The organism is Kitasatospora sp. NPDC001527 (genome assembly GCF_040298605.1).
In the GTDB taxonomy this organism is placed as follows: domain Bacteria; phylum Actinomycetota; class Actinomycetes; order Streptomycetales; family Streptomycetaceae; genus Kitasatospora.
On record NZ_JBEPAM010000023.1, the window covers coordinates 1 to 21,113 of the forward strand.

Sequence of the window (21,113 nt, forward strand, 5' to 3'; positions counted from 1 at the left end):
CGGTCGTGTAGACGGGCGCCGTCGCGGGCGACCGCCCCTGTGGCCCTGCCGGGTGGTGCCGGTTGCTCATCGCCGCCGTGGGGCGCGAGCGGTGCGGTGTGCGCCGCTGTGCGCGCCGGTCCGCGCCCGGCGGGCGCGGGTGCTGCGGCCGGCCCCGGACACGGTCCGGGGGCCGACGGCGGGCCCGGCGGCCGACCCGGTGCGCAGGCTCGTGCGCGGAGCCGTCAGCGGACTCCGACGCGGGAGGCCGCGACCCGTCCGCCGCCGCTGCCGCGTCCGGCCGCCGCGCGCTGGCCGCCGCGACCGCCGCCCGGGCCCGAGGCCGCGGAGGCCGGTCCGGCCTGGGCGGAACGGTTCTGCTGGCCCGGCAAGCCGTTCTGCACGTCCATCACGGCGTGCGCGACCATGCCGCCCAGCGGGTCGTACCGGATCAGATCGCGCAGCCGGGAGCGCGAGGAACGCCCCTCGTTGCCCGGGTAGAGGTGCTTGCCCAGCCCGACCGAGTGCGCCAGCGCGGCGAGCGCCGCCGTCCGCGGGTCCGGCGGCACGCCGGTGCGGATCGCGGTGTCCAACCGCTGCTTGATCGCGGCGTTGGTGCAGTCGTCCGACGCCTGGTAGCGCGTCGTCGGCAGCACCCCGCACACCTGGCCGGGCACGGCGGTGACCATGCCGCAGCGCTCCAGGTGCGCCAGGTAGGTCTGCCGCAGCCCCAGCCGGGGCCCGCCGATCCAGTGCGCCGCGCGGACCGGGCTGCCGCGTCGTCGCAGCAGTTCCAGCGCGTGGTCGAGTGTGGGGTCGCCGGTGGGCCGTGGCAGCACCACGGCGATCCGGTCGCCCTCCGGAACGATCCGTCCGGCCAGGGACAGCTCGACGAGCTGCGCCCCGGCGAGTCCGAGGTCGAGGGTCTGCGGCTGCGCCGTGGTACCCGTGGCCGGGTCCAGGGCGAGCAGCAAGAGCTCCTCGGGAACAGTTCTGCGGCTCTTGCCCATCCAAGCCTCCCCGCGTGGATGGGAAACAGCGTGACGCCTCTCACACGGGCTTGTCGAGTACGCCTCCGAATCGTGACCTTGCGATCGAGCGGGGGAACCGGCCGTGGCGGGCCCGGCGTCTGACCGTTGAACAGGCCGCGGTGCGGCCGTGCCGCGCCAATAACCGCCGGTCGGGCGGGGTGTGGGCGACCCGAATCGGTCGCCGGTGGCGGAGACTGTACAGGTACATGGGGCGGGGTGCCGGCTTCCCGAAATAGGGGTTCGCCGGTACCCCTCCGGGCGTTGAGGAGGCTGGGTTACGTGGGCGAGTCCCCCGACAGGGTGCTGCGGGACGGCGAGCGGGCGCGGGAGCGGGACGGCGAACGGGCCGGTGCAGCCGCGGCGGTCGAGGAGTCGGCCGCGTCGGCGGTGGACCCGGCGGTGGGGGAGTCCGGGCAGGCCGGGACGGCCGCCGGGGCGGGCGCCGCTGATGCCGACTCGGACGCCGCTGCCGAGCGGCCCGCCGCCGACGCCGGTGCCACGGGCGCGGACTCGGCCGGGCCCGCCGCGATCGCCGGCGAGGACTCCGCCGCCGCGGCCGACGGCGGCACCGACGCGGTCGCGGACGTCGATGCCCCCGACGGCCCTGACGAGGCCGACTCCGACGAGGCCGACTCCGACGACCCCGGCGAGGCGGCGCGGGTGGTCCGGCCCGGGCCCACGGTGGAGCTGCGTGTCCGGGATGCGGACAACCGGACGACCGCGCTGCGGCTGCCGACCGACCAGGCGACCACCGCGCTGCGGCTGCCCGCCGACGACGCGACCACCGCGCTTCGCCTGCCCGGAGAGCTGCGCAAGCCCGCCGGTGCCGCGGCCGGCACGCCGGAGCGCCCGGTCGGCGCCGACCCCCGTCTCGCCATGCGGACGGGGCGGCCGGCCGAGCGCGAGGACGGCCCGGGCGGCCCCGACGCCCCCACCACGGAGACCGAACCGTCCGCGCGTGCCGAGAAGTTCGAGAAGCGGGAGAACGCCGAACGGACCCAGGTCCTGCGCGTTCCCGTCGTCGCGGCGGCGTCCGCCGCGTCCGCCGCCGCGGCCGTTCCCGGGACGGACGCCGGCACGGACACCGATGCCGACTCCGACACGGACACCGTCCCGGAGCCGCCCGCCCCGCGCCCGCTGCCCGAGCCGGCCCCCGTCCCGGAGCCGACTCCCGAGCCGCACCCCGAGCCGAAGCCGCTGCCGGAGCCCGAGCCGGCCCCCGTCCCGGAGCCGGAGCCGGAGCCGCGGCCGACGCCCGCCCCGGCTCCGAAGCCCGAGCCCGCCCCGGCCCCGCCGCCGCTGCCGGTGCCCGAGCCGCAGCCGCTGCCGGCGCCGGCGCCCTTCCCGGAATCCACCTCCGAGGCGATGGAGGTGCTGGCCGCGCTCAACGGCCGGCCCGTCTCGCCGCTGCGCCGCGCCCTCAAGCGGATCACCATCTGGACGCTCTTCCTCGCCGTCGTGCTCGGCGCCGTGGTCACCGCCCAGCTGCTGCGCCCGCTGCCGGGCACCAAGGTGTCGATGACCGCCGCCGGCGGCTACGGCTTCGCCGGCGACCCGCTCGACCTGGCGTGGCCCGCCAAGGGGCAGTCCGCCGCCGAGGTGGTCGGCATCGGCAGTCTGGGCAGCTCCGGCCCGGAGACGCCGGCCTCGATCGCCAGCGTCACCAAGGTCATGAACGCCCACCTCATCCTGCAGGCGCACCCGCTGAAGAAGGGCGAGGCCGGTCCGAAGATCACCGTCGACAAGCAGGCCGCCCAGGAGTCCGGCAACGTCGACGAGTCCCGGGTCACCCTGACCGAGGGCCAGCAGATCAGCCAGTACCAGGCACTGGAGCTGCTGATGCTGCCCTCCGCCAACAACGTCGCCCGGCTGCTGGCCCGGTGGGACTCCGGATCGGAGGAGGCGTTCGTCAAGAAGATGAACGACACCGCCGCCCGGTTCGGCATGACCAACACCACCTACACCGACCCGGCGGGCTTCAGCCCGGAGACCAAGAGCACCGCCAAGGACCAGCTGAAGCTGGCCGAGCAGGTGATGCAGGACGAGATCTTCCGGCAGATCGTCTCCACCCCGGACACCACCTTCAACAACCAGAAGATCTCCAACACCAACACCCTGATCTCCCCGAAGAACGGCATCATCGGCGTCAAGACCGGCTCCAGCACCCCGGCCGGCGGCTGTCTGATGTGGGCCGCCTACAAGGAGATCGCCGGGGTGCGGCGGCTGATCCTCGGCGTCACCCTGGGCCAGCCGGCCACCACCGCCGAGCCGAGCATCCTCAAGATGGTGCAGAACGTCAGCGCCAAGCAGATCCAGGCCGCGCAGAACGGGATCACCGGGCAGACCCTGGCCAAGCAGGGCGACGTGGTCGGCCGGGTCCAGGACGGCCTCGGCGGCTCCGTCCCGGTGATCGCCGCCCAGGACCTCACGGTGGCCGGCTTCCCCGGCGTCACCGGCACCGTGGTGCTGGACCCGCTGAAGCTCGGCCACCGGGTGGCGGCCGGCACCAAGGTCGGCGTGCTGCGCACCGGGGAGGGCGACAACCGGGTGGAGGTGCCGGTCGTGCTCCAGTCCGACCTCGCCCCGCCGTCCGTCCTCTCCCGGCTGACCCGCGCCCTGTGAGGCGCGCCGGCTGAACCGCTCCGGGCGGCCCGCGGTCAGAACCGCGGGCCGCCCCACTGTCCCGGCGCGGTGCGCGAGCCCAGCAGCCGGGCCATCGCCTCCTCCTCGGCCACCACCCGGCCCAGCGCGATCGCCAGGGTGAGCGCGGTGAACACCACGATCAGCCAGGAGAGCGCGGTGAACACCACGCCGAACGGGCCGAACTGGCCGATGCTGCGGGTCATCGCGCCCGGCAGGTAGACCCGCGAGGCCACCCCGATCCCCACCACCGCCACGCCGCTGAGCAGCGCGCCCGGCAGCAGCGGCAGCCAGCGGATCCGGGCGCCCAGCAGCAGGTGCTGGGTCCACCACCACATCGCCGTCGCGAGCAGGAAGGTCAGTGGCAGGCCCAGCCAGGCGCCCAGGCCGAAGCCGTCCTTGACCGGGGTCTGGAACACCAGGCAGACCAGCCAGACCAGCAGCCAGACCAGCCAGCGCCAGGCCGCCACCCTGGTCCCCGCCTTGGGCAGTTCCCAGCAGCGCTCGCAGACCCGTTGCATCGCCCGGCTCAGCGCCGTCGCCGACAGCAGGGTCACCAGCGCGCCGACCACCCCGATGCCGGTCTCCTGCCCGTGTCCGGTCCCCAGCATCTGCTGCACGGACTGCGCCGCCTGGCCCTGCAGGCCCAGCTCCTTGCGGAGCGAGTGCACCACGCCGTCGCGGACCGCCGCGGGGGTGAAGACCGCCACCACGAACAGCGCGGGCAGCGCGCTCAGGAAGGCCTGCGCGGCCAGCCGGGTCGCGCAGTCCAGCAGGTTGACCCGGAGCAGCTGGTGCAGCGCCCGGCCCACCAGCGGGACCTGTTCGGGCAGCCCGCGGGCGGACCCGGCCAGGGCCGCCGACCGGTGCCGCCACCGGGTGGTCCGCCGGCCCTCCCGGTCGCCCCGATCACCGCGGTCGCCCTGGTCGTCCCGGTCGTCGGGGCCGCCCCGGCCGGCCGGCTGCCCGCTCGGCTGCTCGCTCACCCGCCGTCCTCCCGGACCATGGTCGTCGTGCTCCATGGTCACCCGGCTCCGGACCCGGCGCACCCGGGCCGCTCACCCGGCGAGGGGCCTCAGCGCCCGGGGCGGGTCCCGTCCAGCAGCGAGAGCGTCATCCCGCCCAGCGGCGTCACCTGCTGCGGCGTCCCGAACCGGGCCCGCAGCGCGTCCGCCTGGTCGGCGGGCAGCGCGGCCAGCGGGTCGGAGGTGTTGCCCAGCACGACCAGCCAGGCGCGGCTGCCCGGGCCGGTGCACTCGGCGGGGTGCGCGCACGGCACCGGGAAGAGGTCCTCGGCCTGGACCGCTCCGGTCGCCTCGAACAGCGGGTACGGCCGCACGCCGGCCGGCAGGTAGTAGGAGACACCCGGGCCGATCATCGACCAGGCCTGGTCGCCGAGCGGCACCGCCAGCCCGTCCCCCGGCCGGTAACCGGCCGCGATCAGCCGGGCCACCTCCCGGTACGGCTCCTTCGACTGCGCGTGCGAGCCGGCGTAGCGCACCAGGGACTGCTTCGGCAGGGCCGTCACCCCGGCCACCGCCACCACGCCGACCGCCAGCAGCAGGCCGGCCGCCCGCACTTCCGGCGGGGTCCGGCCGGGCCGGGCCGCCGCGGTCACCGCCGCGTAGCCCGCGCCGATCCCGCAGCCGCCCAGCGCCGCCCAGGCGGGCACCGTGAACAGCAGGTACCGGTCGAGGAAGTAGGAGGTCGGGCCGAACGAGAACGCCCAGACCGCCAGCACCGGCAGCACCGCGAGCAGCAGCAGCCGCAGCGCCGGGCCGCGCCGCCCGGGCAGCACCAGGGCCAGCAGCCCCAGCACCAGGAAGACGTGGAACACCCGGGCCGAGCCGAACAGCGGCTCGCCGAAGTGCCACAGCTGGTCCAGGGGCGGCTTGCCGAGCCAGCCCAGCTGCCGCTCGGACTGCCGCCGGCCCAGCAGCGCCACCGGCAGCACCGCCGCGACCAGGGCGGCGAGCACCAGGGCGAGGCCGCCGAGCAGCCGGCGGCGCTCCCGGCCGCCGGTCCGCCACAGGTACGGCGCGACCAGCGCCGCCTGGCCGGCCAGGGCGCTCAGCGAGACCAGGTGGGCCGCGCCCGCCACCGCCATCGCCAGACCGTACGGCGCCCACCGGAGCAGCGTCGGCCGTTCCAGCGCGCGCAGCAGGAACCAGGTCGCCGCCGCGACGGCGCAGGTCACCAGCGCGTAGGAGCGGGCCTCCTGGGCGTAGCGGGAGATCAGCGGCACCATCGCGAACAGCAGGCCGGCGCAGACGCCCGCGACCCGCCCACCGAACAGCCGCTCGGCGGTCAGCGCGGTGAACGCGGCCGCTCCGGCCATCGCCAGGACGGAGGGCAGCCGCAGCGCGATCTCCGAGTCGCCGAACAGCGCCGTCCAGACGTGCAGCAGGACGTAGTAGGCGCCGTTGCTGGCGTCGACGTGCTGCAGCATCCGCAGCAGGTCGCCGAGCGGCCGGGTGGCCGAGGCCCAGCTCGCCACCTCGTCCCGCCACAGCGCGGGCGTCCCCAGCCGGTACGCGCCGACCGCCAGCATGACCAGCGCCGGCGCGAGCCACACCACCGGCCCGGCCGCCATCCGCGCGAGGCGGACGGGGCCCCGGTCCCACCGGTCACCCGACGCCATCTGCCGCCCCCGTTCTCTTCCCCCTGCCGGAGGGGTCCGGGCCCGTCGCTCCGGGAGTCCGTCCTCCCAGGCTATCCGCGCCGCCTCCGGCCGCGCGGGTCGCCCCCGTCCCACCTGACCCCCCGTCGGGCGGCCCGCCCGCGCAGCCCGCCCCGCCCACCGCCGCGCCCCGATCCGCTAGGCTGTCTGCGGTCGTCCCCGCCTCAGTAGCTCAGGGGATAGAGCACGGCTCTCCTAAAGCCGGTGTCGCAGGTTCGAATCCTGCCTGGGGCACAGCGCCGGTCACGGCGGATGACGTGAGTGCGGGCCCCCTCGGTTGCGATCGAGGGGGCCCGCGGTCCTTTCCCCCGGGCGACCGGGGTGAGGGGGCGTCAGCGCAGCAGGCCGTCGGGGTGGTCGGCGGCGGGGCCCGGGGTGGGGCCGGCGGTGTCCCGGGGCGGGTGGGCCGACACCAGGACGCGTTGGACCCGGGGGCGGGTGCGCCAGTTCACCCGGCGGAAGTCGCGGGCGAGCGCGCCGGGCCGGGCGAGTTCGACGAGCACGGTGACGCTGCCGAGGACGATGCCGGCGGCGAGCCAGCCGGCCACCACGTCGCTGGGCCAGTGGACGCCCAGGAAGACCCGGGAGGCGCCGATCCCCAGGACGGTCAGCGCGGCGATCGAACAGGCGGTGATCCGGCCCGCCCGGCCGACCCGGGGCCAGATCAGGCCGACCAGGACGGCACAGGTGATCGCGGAGGCCATCGCGTGGCCGGAGGGGAAGGCCGGGCCCCCGGCGTGCGAGACGGGGTCGGAGAAGGTGGGGCGCTGGCGGCCGACGGAGAGCTTCAGCACCCACTGGCCGCCCCAGCCGATCAGGGCCTGGGCCGCGACCCAGCCGCCGAGCGTCCGGGCGCCGATCAGCCAGAGCCAGAGGGCGGCCGCGCCGAGCACGGAGCGCATGGTGACCGTTCCGCCGATGTCGGAGAACAGCTGCACCGAGGCGGTCCACACGGTGTGACCGGCCGCGAAGTCGTGCAGATCGTCGATCAGCCTGTGGTCGATCCGGGAGAGCGGCCTCCAGCCGGTCTGCACCATGGCTGCCAGGACGGCGAACAGCACGGCGCAGCAGACCGCGAGTGCCGCGTGCCGGAGCAGGTGGCGGTCACGCGGGGTGATGGAGGGCGAGCTGTTGGTCAGGTGCATGGCTGACACCTTCCCAGCCGCCCCCGCCGATCGTGCGCCGCGGTGATAGCGATTTGGCATCTTTTGTGCGGAGGACCTGCGTGCGCCGGGGTGTGGGCGCGCCCTGCGCGGGAACGCGCCCGGGTCCCGCGGGGTTGAGCCGATGAGGGATGCGCGCGGGGGTGCGCCCGGTGGCCCGGAAGGACACGTCGGGTGTCGCTCGGGTCACCCTGCGTCCGGATCGGGGGCGGGATCGGGCAGGATACTGCATCGCCCGAAGAATCTGAGCGACTTGGGAATGTTGTCCGGATTCTGTTCGTTGGATCGTTACGTGTGAGCCCCGGAGGGCCCGCACTTCTTGCCCGTTGCGGGCAGGCAGCCAGACCGCGGCAACACCAGCAAAGGGAGCAAGCATGGCCACCCGTGCCGTCGTTCGCGACAGGGCCGACCGGACTCGCGCGGCCCGCCCGACCAACCTCGAGGCCGACCGTGACCTGGTCGGCATGTACCTCGACGAGATCGCCAGGACGCCCCTGCTCGATGCCGCCGAGGAGGTCGAGCTCTCGCTGCGGATCGAGGCCGGTGTCTACGCCCAGCACCTGCTGGACGAGGACGGGCTTCCCGAGGGCGTGCGGCGCGAGGAGCTGGAGGCGATAGCCGAGGACGCCGAACGCGCCAAGGACGTCTTCATCCGGTCGAACCTCCGCCTCGTGGTCGCCGTCGCCCGGCGCTACCCGCGCAGCGGCCTGCCGCTGCTCGACCTGATCCAGGAGGGCAACGCGGGCCTGGTCCGGGCGGTGGAGAAGTTCGACTACGCCAAGGGTTTCAAGTTCTCCACCTACGCCACCTGGTGGATCCGCCAGGCGATCACCCGGTCGATCGCCGACCAGTCCCGCACCATCCGGCTGCCCGTCCACCTGGTCGAGGAGCTCGGCCGGATCCGCCGGGTGCAGCGGGAGAAGTCCAAGGAGCTGGGCCGGGAGGCCGAGCCCGCCGAGATCGCGGCCGAGCTGGACACCACCGAGGCCCGGATCAAGGACGTGCTGGACTGGGCACGCGACCCGGTCAGCCTGAACATGTCGGTCGACGACGAGGGCGAGACCCAGTTCGGCGACCTGGTCGAGGACACCGGGGCGACCTCCCCGGAGGACGCCGTGATGGTGATGCTCCGCCGGGAGGAGCTGGACGGCCTGATCGGGCGGCTGGACGACCGGACGGCCTCGATCATCCGGTCGCGGTACGGCATGGAGGACGGCCGCGAGCGCACCCTGACCGAGGTGGGCAAGCAGCACGGGCTGACCCGCGAGCGGATCCGCCAGATCGAGAAGCACGCGCTGGCCGAGCTGAAGAAGATCGCCGACCACGCGGGCTTCGAGGCCGCGTGACGCGGGCCTGCGGGACGACGGCAGGGGTGACGGCGGTGGACGGGCCCGGCGCGGAGCACTCCGCACCGGGCCCGCCGTCGTGCCGGGCGGCCTTCTAGGCTGGTGGGAGCGGGCGGGAACGGCGGCGGGGGCGAGAACGGTGGAGGCGAAGGTGTCGGAAGAGAAGTCGGGCGAGGAGAGGCCGGACCGGCCGGAGGCGGCCGGGGAGACGGCGGTGGACGGAGCGGGGAAGGCGGCGAAGGCCCGGCTGGTCTTCGGGGACCCGCTGGAGCGGCAGTCCAGCGACGACACCGACGCGGGCTGGGGCGACCGCCCCGGCGCGGGGGAGTCCGGTGGGCGGGGGCTGGACTGGTACCTGAGCCAGCGCCCGCCGCACCACGGGGACTGACCGGCGGCCCCGGCCGGGCCTCAGCCGGCCCGGGTGACCAGGGCGTCGCGGATCTCGGCGAGCAGCAGCACCTCCTTGGCCTCGGCCTCCGCCTGGACCTCGGCCAGCGTCTTGCGCCGGGCGGTGAACTTGTTCATCGGCAGGATCAGGCAGAAGTAGACGACGGCCGCGGTGATCAGGAACTGGAGGACGGCGCTCAGCACGCTGCCCCAGAGGATGGGGATGCCGGACGCGACCTCGCCGGTGGGCGTCACCTCGCAGGGCCCCTTGAGGCAGGAGCGGTAGGACGCCAGGTCCTTGGCTCCGAACGCGCCGACGACCGGGTTGATCACGCCCTTGACGAAGGCGTTGACGATGTTGGTGAAGGCCGCGCCGATGACCACGGCGACGGCGAGTTCGACCACGTTTCCGCGCAGCAGGAATTCCTTGAAGCCTTTCATGCCGCGTGAACGACGAAGTCGCCCCCCGGTCACGGGTGATTTTCTCCCCCCTCCGACGGACAACCCGTTCGGCCCACCGCGGGCGGTGCGGCCCCGGTCGCGGGCGGGCCCGCCCAGGCCGGTCCGAGGGTGAGCGCGGCCGCCGCGAACAGCAGCACGGCCGGAACCGGCGCGCGGTAGCGCAGCACCTGCCGGAGCCGGCAGCGCGGGCCCGCCCGGCCGCCGATCGGCGCGAACGGCGGCACCGGCTGCCGGGGCGGGACGCTCGGCGCGGGCAGCGGCGGGATCGGCAGCGGACGGGGGGACAGGGCGGGCGAACCGGTGCGCACGGGCACCTCCAGGATCGGCTTCGGGGTTCCGGTGACCGCCACTCTGGGCCGCCCGCGCCCTGGCCGGAAGCCGCTTTCCCCCGCCTGTGGAAAACCCGGGGCTGTGGAAAAACCGCCTCACCCGGACGAGTGAGGCGAACACCCCCGGAAACGGCGAAAGGCCCGTCGCGCCCGCAGGGAAGCGGGAGCGACGGGCCGTCCGGAAAACCGGTGCCGGTGTGCCCGGCCGGGGATCAGCCGGCCGCCGGAGCGGGGCTCGCGGCGGGGGCCGGCGTGCTCGACGAGGACGAGGACGAGGAAGCCGACGTCGACGAGGAGGAGGACGAGGACGAACCCCCGCCCACCGAGCTGCTGGAGGAGGATCGGCTGTCGGTCCGGTAGAAACCGGAGCCCTTGAAGACGACGCCCACCGCGGAGAAGATCTTGCGGAGCCGTCCCTGGCAGTCGGGGCACGTGGTCAGCGGCTCGTCGGTGAACTTCTGCACCGCCTCCAGGCCGTTGCCGCACTCGGTGCACTGGTACTGGTACGTGGGCACTTGTCTTCCTCCTGGCACTCTCGCCTGATGAGTGCTAACGATGGTCAATGATGCGGCATTCCGGTGGATCAGTCCAGCGACTCGAATGTGAGATGAGTCCGGTGCCGTGCCCGGTCCCGGTCCGATCCGGCCACCGCGCTCAGCCCTCGGCCGCGCCCACCAGCCGGGCCGGCACGCCGCGCTCCGCGGGGGCCGCGGCCCCCGTGCCTCGGGCGCCGCGCGGGACCAGCAGCCCGCGCAGCGTCACCAGCGCGATCAGGCCCAGCCCGGCCCCGGCCACCGGCACCAGGAACCCGACCGAGGGCCCGTGCGCGTCGATCAGCCGCCCGGCCGCCGTCGCGCCGGTCGCCAGGCCCAGGCCGATCGCGCCGGTCAGCCAGGTGAAGGCCTCGGTCTTGGCGCCGTCCTCGACCAGCGTCTCCACCAGGGTGTAGCCGCTGATCAGGGTGGGGGCGATGGCCAGGCCGCAGACCAGCCCGGCGGCCGAGAGCGAGACCAGGTCGGGCATCGCCCACAGGGTCGAGCAGCCCAGCACCAGCAGGCCGTAGCTCATGATCATCCGCTGCTGGACGGACCGCCGCCAGGCGATCACGCCGTACAGCACACCGGCCACCATCGAGCCGCCGGCGAAGATGCCGTAGACGGTGCCGGCCGCGCCGTGCTGCCCGACCGAGTCGGCGAAGGCGTTCACCGAGACCTGCATGCCGCCGAAGACGGCGCCCACGCCGAGGAAGGCGCCGGCCAGCAGCCGGACGCCGGGCGAGGCGAGCGCGGAGGCCTGCCGGGTGCCCGGCTCGCGCACCACCCGGGCGGGCGCGGTGCGCCGCTGGGCGGCGAAGGCCAGACCGCCGGCCAGGGTCAGCGCGGCCTCGGCGACCAGCCCGGCCGAGGGGCTGACCGAGGTGGCGACGGCGGCGGCCAGGATCGGGCCGATCACGAAGGTGAACTCGTCCGTCACGGACTCGAAGGCGAAGGCGGTGCTCACCTTGGCGGCGGAGCCGGCGGAGGCGCCCTCGGCGGAGAAGGTGGCGATCCAGCGGGCCCGGACCATGGCGCCGATCTGCGGCACGCTCGCCCCGGCGGGCGCGGCGGCCAGGAACAGGCTCCAGGCGGGCGCGTGCCCGAGCGCGAGCGCGATCAGCGCGCCGACCGAGAGCGCGTGCACCACGACGGTCGGGACGAGCACCGGGGCCTGGCCGTACCGGTCGGCGAGCCGACCGGTCTGCGGGCCGACCAGCGCCTGGGCGACGGCGGCCACCGCCGCGACGGTGCTGGCGGTGCCGTACGAGCCGTGGGTGTCCTTGACGAGCAGCAGGATGCCCATGCTGAGCATCGCGTAGGGCAGTCGCGCGACGAACGCGGGAGCCAGGAACGTCCAGGCGCCGGGTGTGCGCAGCAGCGTCCCGTAGCCGACGCGGGCGGGCGCGGCGGCGGGCGCGGCGTCCTGGGCGGGTGCGGTGGTGCTGGTGTTCCGGGCGTCCTCGACGCTCTCGTCCGTTCGGCGGGCCGTCACGGACGGTCCTTCCTGCTGCCTGGTAGCGCGGCAGGGCAGGGGAGGGCCCCGACGGCGCCGAGAGTCGTCCTCTCGCGCGTCGACCGGGGTAGATACCGGGCCGGTCCGGCGGTGGGCCGGGGCCGGGCCGCGGCCGCCGGGCGGTCGCGCCAACTCTGCATCAGGCAGATGCTCGGGTTGGTGTATCGGTCATCACGTGATTTACGCGCGTAGAAGGCGCGCCTTACCGAGACTACAGGAGCGGTCCCGGCTTGTCCCGTGACGTCCTGGTGAACGCCCGGTGAGACCTCGGGCCGCCGCGCCCCCCGGCCCCTTCAACCCCGCGCCCGTTCAGTCCCGCGCCCCTTCAGTCCCCGCGCCCGTTCAGCCAGTCGGCCAGCTTGCCGCCCTTGTCGACGGCCCGCAGCCGCCGCTCGGCGGCCTCGCCGACCTCGTCCGTGGTCACCACCAGCAGCTCGTCCCCGCCGCGCAGCACCGTGGCCCTGTCCGGCACGAAGCTGCTCCCCTCGCGCACCACCAGGGTCACCGCCGCGCCGGCCGGCAGCCGCAGCTCGCCGATCTCCACGCCGGACATCTTCGAGCCCGGCGCCAGCGCGACCGACAGCAGGTGCCCGTGCAGCTTCTCCAGCGGCGCGGACTCGATGTCGAGGTCCTGGCCCATCGAGCCCTCGCCGATCCGCAGGGCCTTGGCGACCCAGGGCAGGGTCGGCCCCTGGAGCAGGGTGAAGACCACGACCAGGATGAAGACGATGTTGAAGACGTCCTGGGCCAGCGGCGCGCCGGAGACCAGCGGGATGGTGGCCAGCACGATGGGCACCGCGCCGCGCAGTCCGGCCCAGCTGAGCAGGGCCTGCTCGCGGGCCGGCAGCCGGAACGGGGTGAGCGTCAGCACCACCGAGAGCGGCCTGGCGAGGAAGACCAGCACCGCGCCGATCACCAGCGCGGGCACCACGGCCGAGCCCATCGACTCGGGCGTGCAGAGCAGGCCGAGCAGCACGAACATGCCGATCTGGCCGATCCAGGCCAGGCCGTCGGCGAAGCCGCGCACGGCGGGCCCGTGCGGCAGCTTGGCGTTGCCGAGGACCACCGCGCTGACGTAGACGGCGAGGAAGCCGGACCCGTGCAGCAGCGCGCCGCCGGCGTAGGCGAGCACGGTGAGCGCCATGACGGCGATCGGGTAGAGGCCGGAGGACGGCAGCGCGACGCGCTTGACGCCGAACGCGCCCAGCTTGCCGACCAGCAGTCCGATAGCCAGGCCGACCGCCAGCTCGGCGGCGATCGTGGCGAGCAGGACGTACCAGGAGTCGTGCGCGCCGACGGTGGCGAAGGAGACGACCAGGATGACCACGGGCGCGTCGTTGAAGCCGGACTCGGCCTCCAGCAGGCCGGTCAGCCGGCGGGGCAGCGGCACCGTCCGCAGCACCGAGAAGACGGCCGCGGCGTCGGTGGAGGAGACGATCGCGCCGAGCAGCAGCGAGGTCCGCCAGTCCAGCCCGACCAGCCAGTGCGCGCCGGCCGCGGTGACGGCGACGCTGATCCCGACGCCGACGGTGGCCAGCACCGTGGCGGCCGGCATCACCGGTCTGGCCTCGCGCCAGTTGGTCTTGAGGCCGCCCTCGGCCAGGATCACCACCAGCGCCGCGTACCCGAGCACCTGGGTGAGCTCGGCGTTGTTGAAGGAGATGCCCAGGCCGTTCTGGCCGAGCGCCACGCCGATGCCCAGGTAGATGAGCAGACTCGGCAGGCCGGATTTCGTGGACACCCGCACGGCGACCACCGCGACCAGCAGGATCACGGAGAACTCGAGGAGCAGCTGGTTCAGGTGGTCGACATTCACGCAGGGGCACCTCGGGCGTGGCAGGGGCGGACGGGGTACCGACAGGGGCGGCGCCGGGAAGCGGCGATTACTCCCCTTGCGGATCGTTACTCAGTCTAACATTTTGCCATATCTTTAAGTTTGCTTGTCACCGGCTCCACCCGGCCCTCCTTCCACCCCTCTGTTTCCCACCGTGAGCGTCCCCCGTGCACGGCCGCCAGCCGGGGCGGCCTAATGTGGTGCCCTGTCACGGCTCCGTGCTCTTGACATGTCCGCCCGCCCCCCAGTGAGGACCGCAAGGACCCAGATGCCCCGCTCGAAGAAGTTCCGGCGCGCCCGTCTGATCGTGATCGTGCTGGTCGTGCTGCTGGTGGCCGGCGCCGGCTACGGCGGTTACCGGGGGGTGGCCGCGGTCCGTGCGTCCTTCCCGGAGGTCGACGGCAGCGTCAAGCTGGCAGGCCTGAGCGCGCCGGTCGACGTCAAGCGCGACGCCAACGGCATCCCGCAGCTCTACGCCGACACCTCCGAGGACCTCTTCCGCGCCCAGGGCTACGTCCAGGCCCAGGACCGGTTCTGGGAGATGGACGTCCGGCGGCACATCACCGCGGGCCGGCTCTCCGAGATGTTCGGCGACAGCCAGGTCGAGACCGACACCATGATCCGCACCATGGGCTGGCGCCAGACCGCTCAGAAGGAGTTCGACACCGTCCTGGGCGCGGAGACCAAAAAGAACCTCCAGGCGTACGCGGACGGCGTCAACGCCTGGCTCGCCGAGCACCCGGGCGGCTCCTCCGCCTCGCTGGAGTACGGCCTGCTCGGCGTCGTCAACGGCGACTACAAGCCCGAGCAGTGGACCCCGGTCGACTCGGTGGCCTGGCTCAAGGCGATGGCCTGGGACCTCTCCGGGAACCTCCAGGAGGAGATCGACCGCTCGCTGCTCGCCCAGGACTTCAGCCGGGAGAAGATCGACGAGCTCTACCCGGACTACCCGTACGCCCGCAACGGCACGATCGTGAAGACCGGCGCCGTCAACGGCACCAGCTACAAGCCGGCCGACGGCTCCGCCCCGGCGGCCGGCGGCACCGGCACCGCCGCGGGCTCCGGCACCGGCACCGCGCAGGGCACCGCCGCCACCAAGGCGATGCTCAAGGACGTCACCGACCGGATCGACGCGCTGCCCGAGCTGCTCGGCCGCAACGGCCAGGGCATCGGCTCCAACTCCTGGGTGGTCGCCGGCAGCCACACCACCACCGGCAAGCCGCTGCTGGCCAACGACCCGCACCTCGGTCCCGGCCTGCCCTCGGTCTGGTACCAGATGGGCCTGCACTGCCGGTCCGTCTCCCCGGCCTGCCAGTACGACGTCTCCGGCTTCACCTTCGCCGGAATGCCCGGCGTGGTCATCGGCCACAACAAGGACATCGCCTGGGGCCTCACCAACCTCGGCGCCGACGTCACCGACCTCTTCCTGGAGAAGGTGACCGGCCCGGAGACCTACCTGGTGGACGGCAAGGAGGAGAAGTTCGAGCTCCGCAAGGAGACCATCAAGGTCGCCGGGGGCGAGGACCGCACCATCACCGTGCGCACCACGAGGACCGGCGCCCCGCTGATCTCCGACCCGAGCACCGAGCAGCAGAACGTCGGCAAGTACGCGCCCAACGGTGACTCCGCCCCGGACCGCGGCACCGGCGGCTACGGCGTCGCCCTGCAGTGGACCGCGCTGATCCCGGGCAAGACCATGGACGCGGTCTTCGCGCTCGACCGCGCGAAGGGCTGGGAGGACTTCCAGAAGGCCGCCGCGGACTTCGCCGTCCCGGCCCAGAACCTCATCTACGCCGACGCCAGGAACATCGGCTACCAGGCCCCCGGGTACATCCCGGTGCGCGGCAAGGGCGACGGCCGCTACCCGGCGCCGGGCTGGGACTCCGCCTACCAGTGGAAGAAGGACCCGGTCCCGTTCAGCGCCCTGCCGTGGAGCCTCAACCCGAGCAGCGGCTACATCGTCACCGCCAACCAGGCCGTCGTCGAGTCCTCGTACAAGTACGACCTGACCCACGACTGGGAGTACGGCACCCGGGCCAAGGAGATCACCGACCAGATCGAGGCCCGGCTGAAGAACAACGGCAAGATCTCGCCGGACGACATGCAGGAGATGCAGCTGGACAACACCAGCATCCTGGCCAAGACGCTGGTCCCGATGCTGCTCAAGGTCCAGATCGACGACCCCTACGTGCGCGAGGCCCAGGACCTGCTGAAGGACTGGAACTACCACCAGGACGCCGACTCGGCCGCCGCCGCCTACTACAACGGCGTCTGGCGCCAGCTGCTCACCCTCGCGTTCGGCCAGAAGTTCCCGGCCGACCTGCGGGCCGAGGACAACTGCCTGCTGGTGCGCGAGCAGGCCGACCCGACCAAGCCGGACAGCAAGTCGCGGATCGTCACCGAGTGCGGCACCCGCGACCCGGGCAAGGCCCAGCCGGACGGCGGCGACCGCTGGACCGAGGTGGTGCGCCAGCAGCTGGAGAAGCCCGACAGCAGCTGGTGGACGTACATCGACTCCCAGCACAAGGAGCAGAAGGGCCTGGACAACCTGCTGCGCGAGGCGATGACCAACGCCCGCCAGGAGCTGACCTCGCTGCTCACCAAGGACATCACCACCTGGAGCTGGGGCCGGCTGCACAAGCTGGAGCTGCGCGAGCGCACCCTCGGCTCGGACGACTCCTCGATCGCGTCGAGCGCCGTCCACAAGCTGCTCAACCGCGGCCCCTACCGCCTCTCCGGCGGCTCGGCGGCGGTCGACGCGGCGGGCTGGAACGCGGCCGCCGGGTACCAGGTGGACTGGATCCCGTCGATGCGCATGGTGATCGACCTGAACGACCTCGACGCCTCCCGCTGGATCAACGTCGGCGGCGCCTCCGGGCACGCCTTCCACGAGAACTACAACGACCAGACCGACCTCTGGCTCAAGGGCAAGCTGCTGACCTGGTCCTACTCGCCCGACGCGGTCGAGAAGGCGACGAAGCACAGACTGACGCTGACCAACGGCTGACGCCGGCCGGTCCCCGACGGCCCCGCCCCCGGATCACCCGGGCGCGGGGCCGTCGGCGTCCGTCCGTCCGCCCGCTCAGCCCAGCCGGTGCGTGCCCGAGGGGGTCAGCGCGAGGTCCACCGGCCGGTCGTGCGGCTCCGCCGGCACCCGCTCCAGCAGCTCGTGCTCGTACAGCAGCACCGCCAGCACCGGCCGCGCCCCGGCCCGCTCCAGCCGGGCCAGCACCCGGTCGTACGAGCCGCCGCCGCGCCCCAGCCGCAGCCCCCGGCGGTCCACCGCCAGCCCCGGCAGCAGCACCAGGCCCGCCTCGGTCACCGCCCGCGGCCCCAGCCGTTCGCCGACCGGCTCCAGCAGGCCGCGCCCGGCCGGGGCCAGCGCCTGCGGGCCCTCGTACGCGGCCCAGTCGAGGTCGTTGTCCGCCATCAGCACCGGCAGCAGCACCCGCACCCCGCGCTCCCGCAGCGCGTCCAGCAGCGGACGGGTGCCCGGCTCGGCGCCCACCGAGACGTACGCCGCCACCGTGGCCGCCGCGGCCGCCAGCTCCCCGGCGTGCCCGGCCAGCGCCTCGGCGGCCCGTTCCCGGGCCTCGGGCGGCAGTTCCCGCCGTTCGGACAGCAGCCGTGTCCTCAGCGCGCTCTTCTCGTTGTGCATGGGATGGTCCACCGCTCCTCCACCGCTCGACCTCGACCGCTTCGACCACGACCGCTCCGGATCCCCGACGCCCGTGCGACCGGGACGCCCAGAGCCTGACACGCGGAAGGCAGCCCCCGATGTCCACCCCGGTGCTGGTCCAGGCCCTGGCCGTGCTGAGCGCCCCCGCGCTGGCCGGCGCCGCCGTGCTCGGCGGCCGCCTGCGGCGCGGCTCGGCCCGTGCGGCGCAGCGCGAGGCCGCGCTGCGCGAACGCCTCGCCGCCCTGGAGTCCCGCTGCGCCGAGCTGGAGCGCACCGCCTCCTGCGACCCGGTGACCGGCGTCTGGAACTACCGCCACCTCCAGCTCACCCTGGAGCGGGAGATCGACCGGGCCCGCCGGGCCGAGCGGCAGGAGCAGCAGGACGGGCCGCGTCCGCTGGCCGTCCTGCTGCTGGAGATCAGCGGCTTCGACGCGGTGGTCGCCGAGCACGGCCGGGCCCGGGCCGGGACGGTGCTGCGCGACCTCGCCCAGCGGCTCGGCATGGAGATCCGCCGCTCGGACACCCTCGGCCGCTACAGCGGCGAGGAGTTCCTGGTGGTGCTGCCGGACACCGGCGCCGAGGGCGCGGCCCAGGTCGCCGACCGGCTGGTCTGGTCGGTCCGCCGCCACCTGCTGCTGGACTGGTCCTCCGGCGACCGGGAGGGCCGGCGCCCGTACGGCAACGGGCTCACCGCCGCGGCCGGCCTGGCCGTGCTGCCCGAGGACGGCGCCCACGCCGCGGTGCTGCTGCGGGCCGCCGACCGGGCGCTCGCGGCGGCCCGCGCGGCCGGCGGCGACTGCTGGCGCCCGGCCGGTCCCCGGCCCCCCGCGGCGGACGTTGCGCAGGGCGCCCCGGCGGCCGCGCGGACGCCCGCCTCCCCGTGTACGGAGGGAGTCTTCGCAGCCGAACGTGACCGTTCGGAAAAGGCGGGTAGTCTGTCGCCCTGTGTCGGAGGGGACCCCCTCACCCCGCCCGCCACGTCCCCTATGCCTGCCATCGCGGCCGGGTCCGGCGACGTGCTGCCCGAGCATCGGTCAACTGCGCCCGGTCAGGCGAAATACGTGCCTTAGTAAGGTAAACGCATGACGACGACGAACTCCCGTACCCCGGTCACCAAGGCAGTGGTCCCCGCGGCCGGTCTGGGTACCCGATTCCTGCCGGCCACCAAGGCGACTCCGAAGGAGATGCTGCCCGTCGTCGACAAGCCGGCGATCCAGTACGTCGTCGAGGAGGCGGCCTCGGCCGGCCTGTCCGACATACTGATGGTCACCGGCCGCAACAAGCGGGCCCTGGAGGACCACTTCGACCGGGCCTACGAGCTGGAGGAGCTGCTCGCCCGCAAGGGCGACGAGGACCGCCTGCGCCGGGTCCGCGAGTCCGTCGAGCTCGCCAACATGCACTACGTCCGCCAGGGCGACCCCAAGGGCCTCGGCCACGCCGTCTCGGTCGCCGAGCAGCACGTCGCCGGCCAGCCCTTCGCCGTCCTCCTCGGCGACGACCTGATCGACCCCCGTGACCCGCTGCTGGCCCGCATGATCGAGGTCCAGCAGGAGCTCGGCGGCTCGGTCGTCGCGCTGATGGAGGTCGACCCCTCCCAGATCCACCTGTACGGCTGCGCCGCCGTCAAGCCGAACGGCTTCGGCGACGACGTCTTCCAGGTGACCGACCTGGTCGAGAAGCCCGACACCGCCGACGCCCCGTCGAACTACGCCGTCATCGGCCGCTACGTGCTCGACCCGTCGGTCTTCGACGTGCTGCGCGAGACCGAGCCGGGCCGCGGCGGCGAGATCCAGCTCACCGACGCCCTGCGCGAGCTGACCAACCGCCCCGCCGACACCGGCGGCCAGGTCCACGGTGTGCTCTTCAAGGGCCGCCGCTACGACACCGGCGACCGCGCCGACTACCTGCGCGCCATCGTCCGCCTGGCCTCCGAGCGCGAGGACCTCGGCCCGGACTTCCGCAGCTGGCTGCGCGAGTTCGTCGCCTCCGAGCTGCAGGACTGACACCCCCACAGAGAGCGAGCGCGCCGATGACCGGGTCCACGGAGAGCGGTACCACCCCCGCAGCCTGCTGCGACGACTCCGCGGACCCGGCCCCGGCCGCCCGCCCCGCCGCCCGTCCGGACGGTCTGTGGACCGTGGACGAGCACCTCGCCGACGTCCTGGCCGCCGTCGGCCCGCTGCCCGCGATCGAGCTCCGGCTGCTCGACGCGCAGGGCTGCCGGCTGGCCGAGGACGTCCTCGCCGAGGGGGACCTGCCGCCCTTCGACAACAGCTCGATGGACGGCTACGCCCTGCGCACCGCCGACACCGTCGGCGCGAGCGCCGCGTACCCCTCGGTGCTCGCGGTGGTCGGCGACATCGCCGCCGGCGCCGGTGAGCTCCCCGCGGTGGGCCCGGGCCAGGCCGCCCGGATCATGACCGGCGCGCCCGTCCCGCCCGGCGCCCAGGCCGTCGCCCCGGTCGAGTGGACCGACGGCGGCACCGGCACCGGCCGCCCGGCCGACGCGATGACCGCGCCGGTCGAGGGCGAGGAGGTCCGGGTGCTGCGCCCGGTCGCCGAGGGCGCCCACATCCGGCGCCGCGGCGGCGACGTCGCCGCCGGCAGCCTGGTGCTGACCACCGGCACCCGGCTCGGCCCCGCCCAGCTCGGCCTGCTCGCCGCGATCGGCCGGGCCACCGTCACCGTCCGCCCCCGGCCGCGGGTCGTGGTGCTCTCCACCGGCAGCGAGCTGGTCCAGCCCGGTGATCCGGTCGGCCCGGGGCAGATCGCCGACTCCAACAGCTTCACCCTCACCGCCGCGGCCCGGGACGCCGGCGCGATCGCCTACCGGGTCGGCGGCGTGCCCGACGACGCGGCCCGGCTGCGCGCCGTGCTGGAGGACCAGCTCGGCCGGGCCGACCTGATCGTCACCAGCGGCGGCGTCAGCGTCGGCGCGTACGACGTGGTCAAGGAGGTCTTCGCCGAGTACGGCGGGGTCGACTTCCGGCGGCTGCGGATGCAGCCCGGCAAGCCGCAGGGCTTCGGCCGGATCGGCCCCGGGGCGGGCGTGCCGCTGATGGCCCTGCCCGGCAACCCGGTCAGCGCGTACATCTCCTTCGAGCTGTTCGTCCGCCCGGTGATCCGCGCGATGCTCGGCGCCGGGGACGTCCACCGCCCCGTCGTCCGGGCGCGCTGCCCGGTGGCGCTGCGCTCGCCGGCCGGGCGCCGGCAGTTCCTGCGCGGCCGGTACGCGGCCGCCGACGGCCTGGTCGAGCCGGTCGGCGGCGCGGGCTCGCACCTCGTCGGCGCGCTGGCCCGGGCCGACTGCCTGATCACCGTGCCCGAGGACGTCACCGAGCTGCCCGCCGGCAGCGAGGTCGACGTGGTGCTGCTCGGCGGCTGAGACGCGGGGGTACCCGGGCGAACTCCCGTCCGGGGCGGGCCGTCCACGGGTGCGGCCCGTCCCACGCGGGGGCCGCGACGGGGGGTACGGTAGCGCGGTATTCGACCTGCGCGCCCCTGGAGCACCCGTGAGCACCTCACCCCCCGGCG

The 21,113-nt window shown here is 74.4% G+C and carries 17 protein-coding genes and 1 tRNA gene; 8 read left to right on the forward strand and 10 right to left on the reverse strand.

Translation table 11 applies throughout. The features are described 5' to 3' along the window. Positions 1-224: 224 nt before the first annotated feature. A complete protein-coding gene (locus ABT238_RS21110; protein WP_350558044.1) occupies positions 225-989 on the reverse strand; it encodes a GOLPH3/VPS74 family protein in 765 nt (254 codons plus the stop codon). 300 nt (positions 990-1,289) lie between these two features. Between ABT238_RS21110 and ABT238_RS21115 the strand changes: the two genes are divergently transcribed. Continuing rightward, positions 1,290-3,632, forward strand: a complete 2,343-nt coding sequence (locus ABT238_RS21115) for a hypothetical protein (protein ID WP_350774806.1) — start codon at positions 1,290-1,292, stop codon at positions 3,630-3,632. A 35-nt stretch (positions 3,633-3,667) separates the two neighbouring features. Here the strand turns inward: ABT238_RS21115 and ABT238_RS21120 are convergent, their stop codons facing one another. After that, positions 3,668-4,636: a YhjD/YihY/BrkB family envelope integrity protein gene (locus tag ABT238_RS21120; RefSeq protein WP_350558038.1), complete on the reverse strand. Its 969-nt coding sequence runs from the start codon at positions 4,634-4,636 to the stop codon at positions 3,668-3,670. An 89-nt stretch (positions 4,637-4,725) separates the two neighbouring features. Continuing rightward, the gene (locus tag ABT238_RS21125; protein ID WP_350774826.1) at positions 4,726-6,291 is read right to left on the reverse strand and encodes a glycosyltransferase family 39 protein; all 1,566 of its coding nucleotides are present in this window, start codon (positions 6,289-6,291) and stop codon (positions 4,726-4,728) included. Positions 6,292-6,491: 200 nt separating this feature from the next. On the opposite strand from ABT238_RS21125, the gene ABT238_RS21130 reads away from it, so the two are divergent. Further along, positions 6,492-6,564, forward strand: a tRNA-Arg gene (locus ABT238_RS21130). 98 nt (positions 6,565-6,662) lie between these two features. On the opposite strand, the gene ABT238_RS21135 is transcribed toward ABT238_RS21130, so the two are convergent. Continuing rightward, a complete protein-coding gene (locus ABT238_RS21135; protein WP_350558032.1) occupies positions 6,663-7,475 on the reverse strand; it encodes a phosphatase PAP2 family protein in 813 nt (270 codons plus the stop codon). 392 nt (positions 7,476-7,867) lie between these two features. Between ABT238_RS21135 and ABT238_RS21140 the strand changes: the two genes are divergently transcribed. Together ABT238_RS21140 and ABT238_RS21145 are read left to right on the forward strand one after the other, a co-directional pair. After that, positions 7,868-8,839 (forward strand): sigma-70 family RNA polymerase sigma factor, encoded by a 972-nt coding sequence (locus tag ABT238_RS21140; RefSeq protein ID WP_350558029.1) that lies wholly within the window; start codon positions 7,868-7,870, stop codon positions 8,837-8,839. A gap of 151 nt (positions 8,840-8,990) precedes the next feature. Continuing rightward, positions 8,991-9,227, forward strand: coding sequence for a hypothetical protein (locus tag ABT238_RS21145; protein ID WP_350558026.1), 237 nt, complete (start codon positions 8,991-8,993; stop codon positions 9,225-9,227). 20 nt (positions 9,228-9,247) lie between these two features. Here ABT238_RS21145 and mscL read toward each other — a convergent pair whose 3' ends face one another. The 5 genes from mscL to ABT238_RS21170 all read right to left on the reverse strand — a co-directional run bounded on the left by mscL (position 9,248) and on the right by ABT238_RS21170 (position 13,882). Further along, positions 9,248-9,667: a large conductance mechanosensitive channel protein MscL gene (gene mscL, locus ABT238_RS21150; protein WP_350558023.1), complete on the reverse strand. Its 420-nt coding sequence runs from the start codon at positions 9,665-9,667 to the stop codon at positions 9,248-9,250. Positions 9,668-9,696: 29 nt separating this feature from the next. Then, on the reverse strand, positions 9,697-10,038 hold the full coding sequence (locus ABT238_RS21155; protein ID WP_350558020.1) for a hypothetical protein: 342 nt from the start codon (positions 10,036-10,038) through the stop codon (positions 9,697-9,699). A 191-nt stretch (positions 10,039-10,229) separates the two neighbouring features. Continuing rightward, complete coding sequence (locus ABT238_RS21160; RefSeq protein WP_350558017.1) at positions 10,230-10,532, reverse strand: FmdB family zinc ribbon protein; 303 nt, start codon at positions 10,530-10,532, stop codon at positions 10,230-10,232. 139 nt (positions 10,533-10,671) lie between these two features. Then, positions 10,672-11,931 (reverse strand): MFS transporter, encoded by a 1,260-nt coding sequence (locus ABT238_RS21165; protein WP_350775452.1) that lies wholly within the window; start codon positions 11,929-11,931, stop codon positions 10,672-10,674. A gap of 460 nt (positions 11,932-12,391) precedes the next feature. Further along, positions 12,392-13,882 carry a potassium/proton antiporter gene (locus tag ABT238_RS21170; RefSeq protein ID WP_350558014.1) on the reverse strand — a complete coding sequence of 497 codons (1,491 nt, stop codon included), beginning with the start codon at positions 13,880-13,882 and terminating at the stop codon, positions 12,392-12,394. A gap of 286 nt (positions 13,883-14,168) precedes the next feature. Between ABT238_RS21170 and ABT238_RS21175 the strand changes: the two genes are divergently transcribed. After that, positions 14,169-16,907: a penicillin acylase family protein gene (locus ABT238_RS21175; RefSeq protein ID WP_350774884.1), complete on the forward strand. Its 2,739-nt coding sequence runs from the start codon at positions 14,169-14,171 to the stop codon at positions 16,905-16,907. A 75-nt stretch (positions 16,908-16,982) separates the two neighbouring features. On the opposite strand, the gene ABT238_RS21180 is transcribed toward ABT238_RS21175, so the two are convergent. Next, a complete protein-coding gene (locus ABT238_RS21180; protein WP_350559171.1) occupies positions 16,983-17,558 on the reverse strand; it encodes a 5-formyltetrahydrofolate cyclo-ligase in 576 nt (191 codons plus the stop codon). Positions 17,559-17,677: 119 nt separating this feature from the next. Here ABT238_RS21180 and ABT238_RS21185 point away from each other — a divergent pair, with 119 nt between their 5' ends. From ABT238_RS21185 to glp, 3 genes are read left to right on the forward strand one after another with little or no spacing between them, the layout of a single operon-like run. Then, the gene (locus ABT238_RS21185; protein ID WP_350558007.1) at positions 17,678-18,649 is read left to right on the forward strand and encodes a GGDEF domain-containing protein; all 972 of its coding nucleotides are present in this window, start codon (positions 17,678-17,680) and stop codon (positions 18,647-18,649) included. Between the two features lie 12 nt (positions 18,650-18,661). Continuing rightward, positions 18,662-19,582 carry a UTP--glucose-1-phosphate uridylyltransferase GalU gene (gene galU / locus ABT238_RS21190; RefSeq protein ID WP_350558004.1) on the forward strand — a complete coding sequence of 307 codons (921 nt, stop codon included), beginning with the start codon at positions 18,662-18,664 and terminating at the stop codon, positions 19,580-19,582. A gap of 26 nt (positions 19,583-19,608) precedes the next feature. Continuing rightward, positions 19,609-20,964: a molybdotransferase-like divisome protein Glp gene (gene glp / locus ABT238_RS21195; RefSeq protein WP_350558001.1), complete on the forward strand. Its 1,356-nt coding sequence runs from the start codon at positions 19,609-19,611 to the stop codon at positions 20,962-20,964. Positions 20,965-21,113 lie beyond the last annotated feature (149 nt).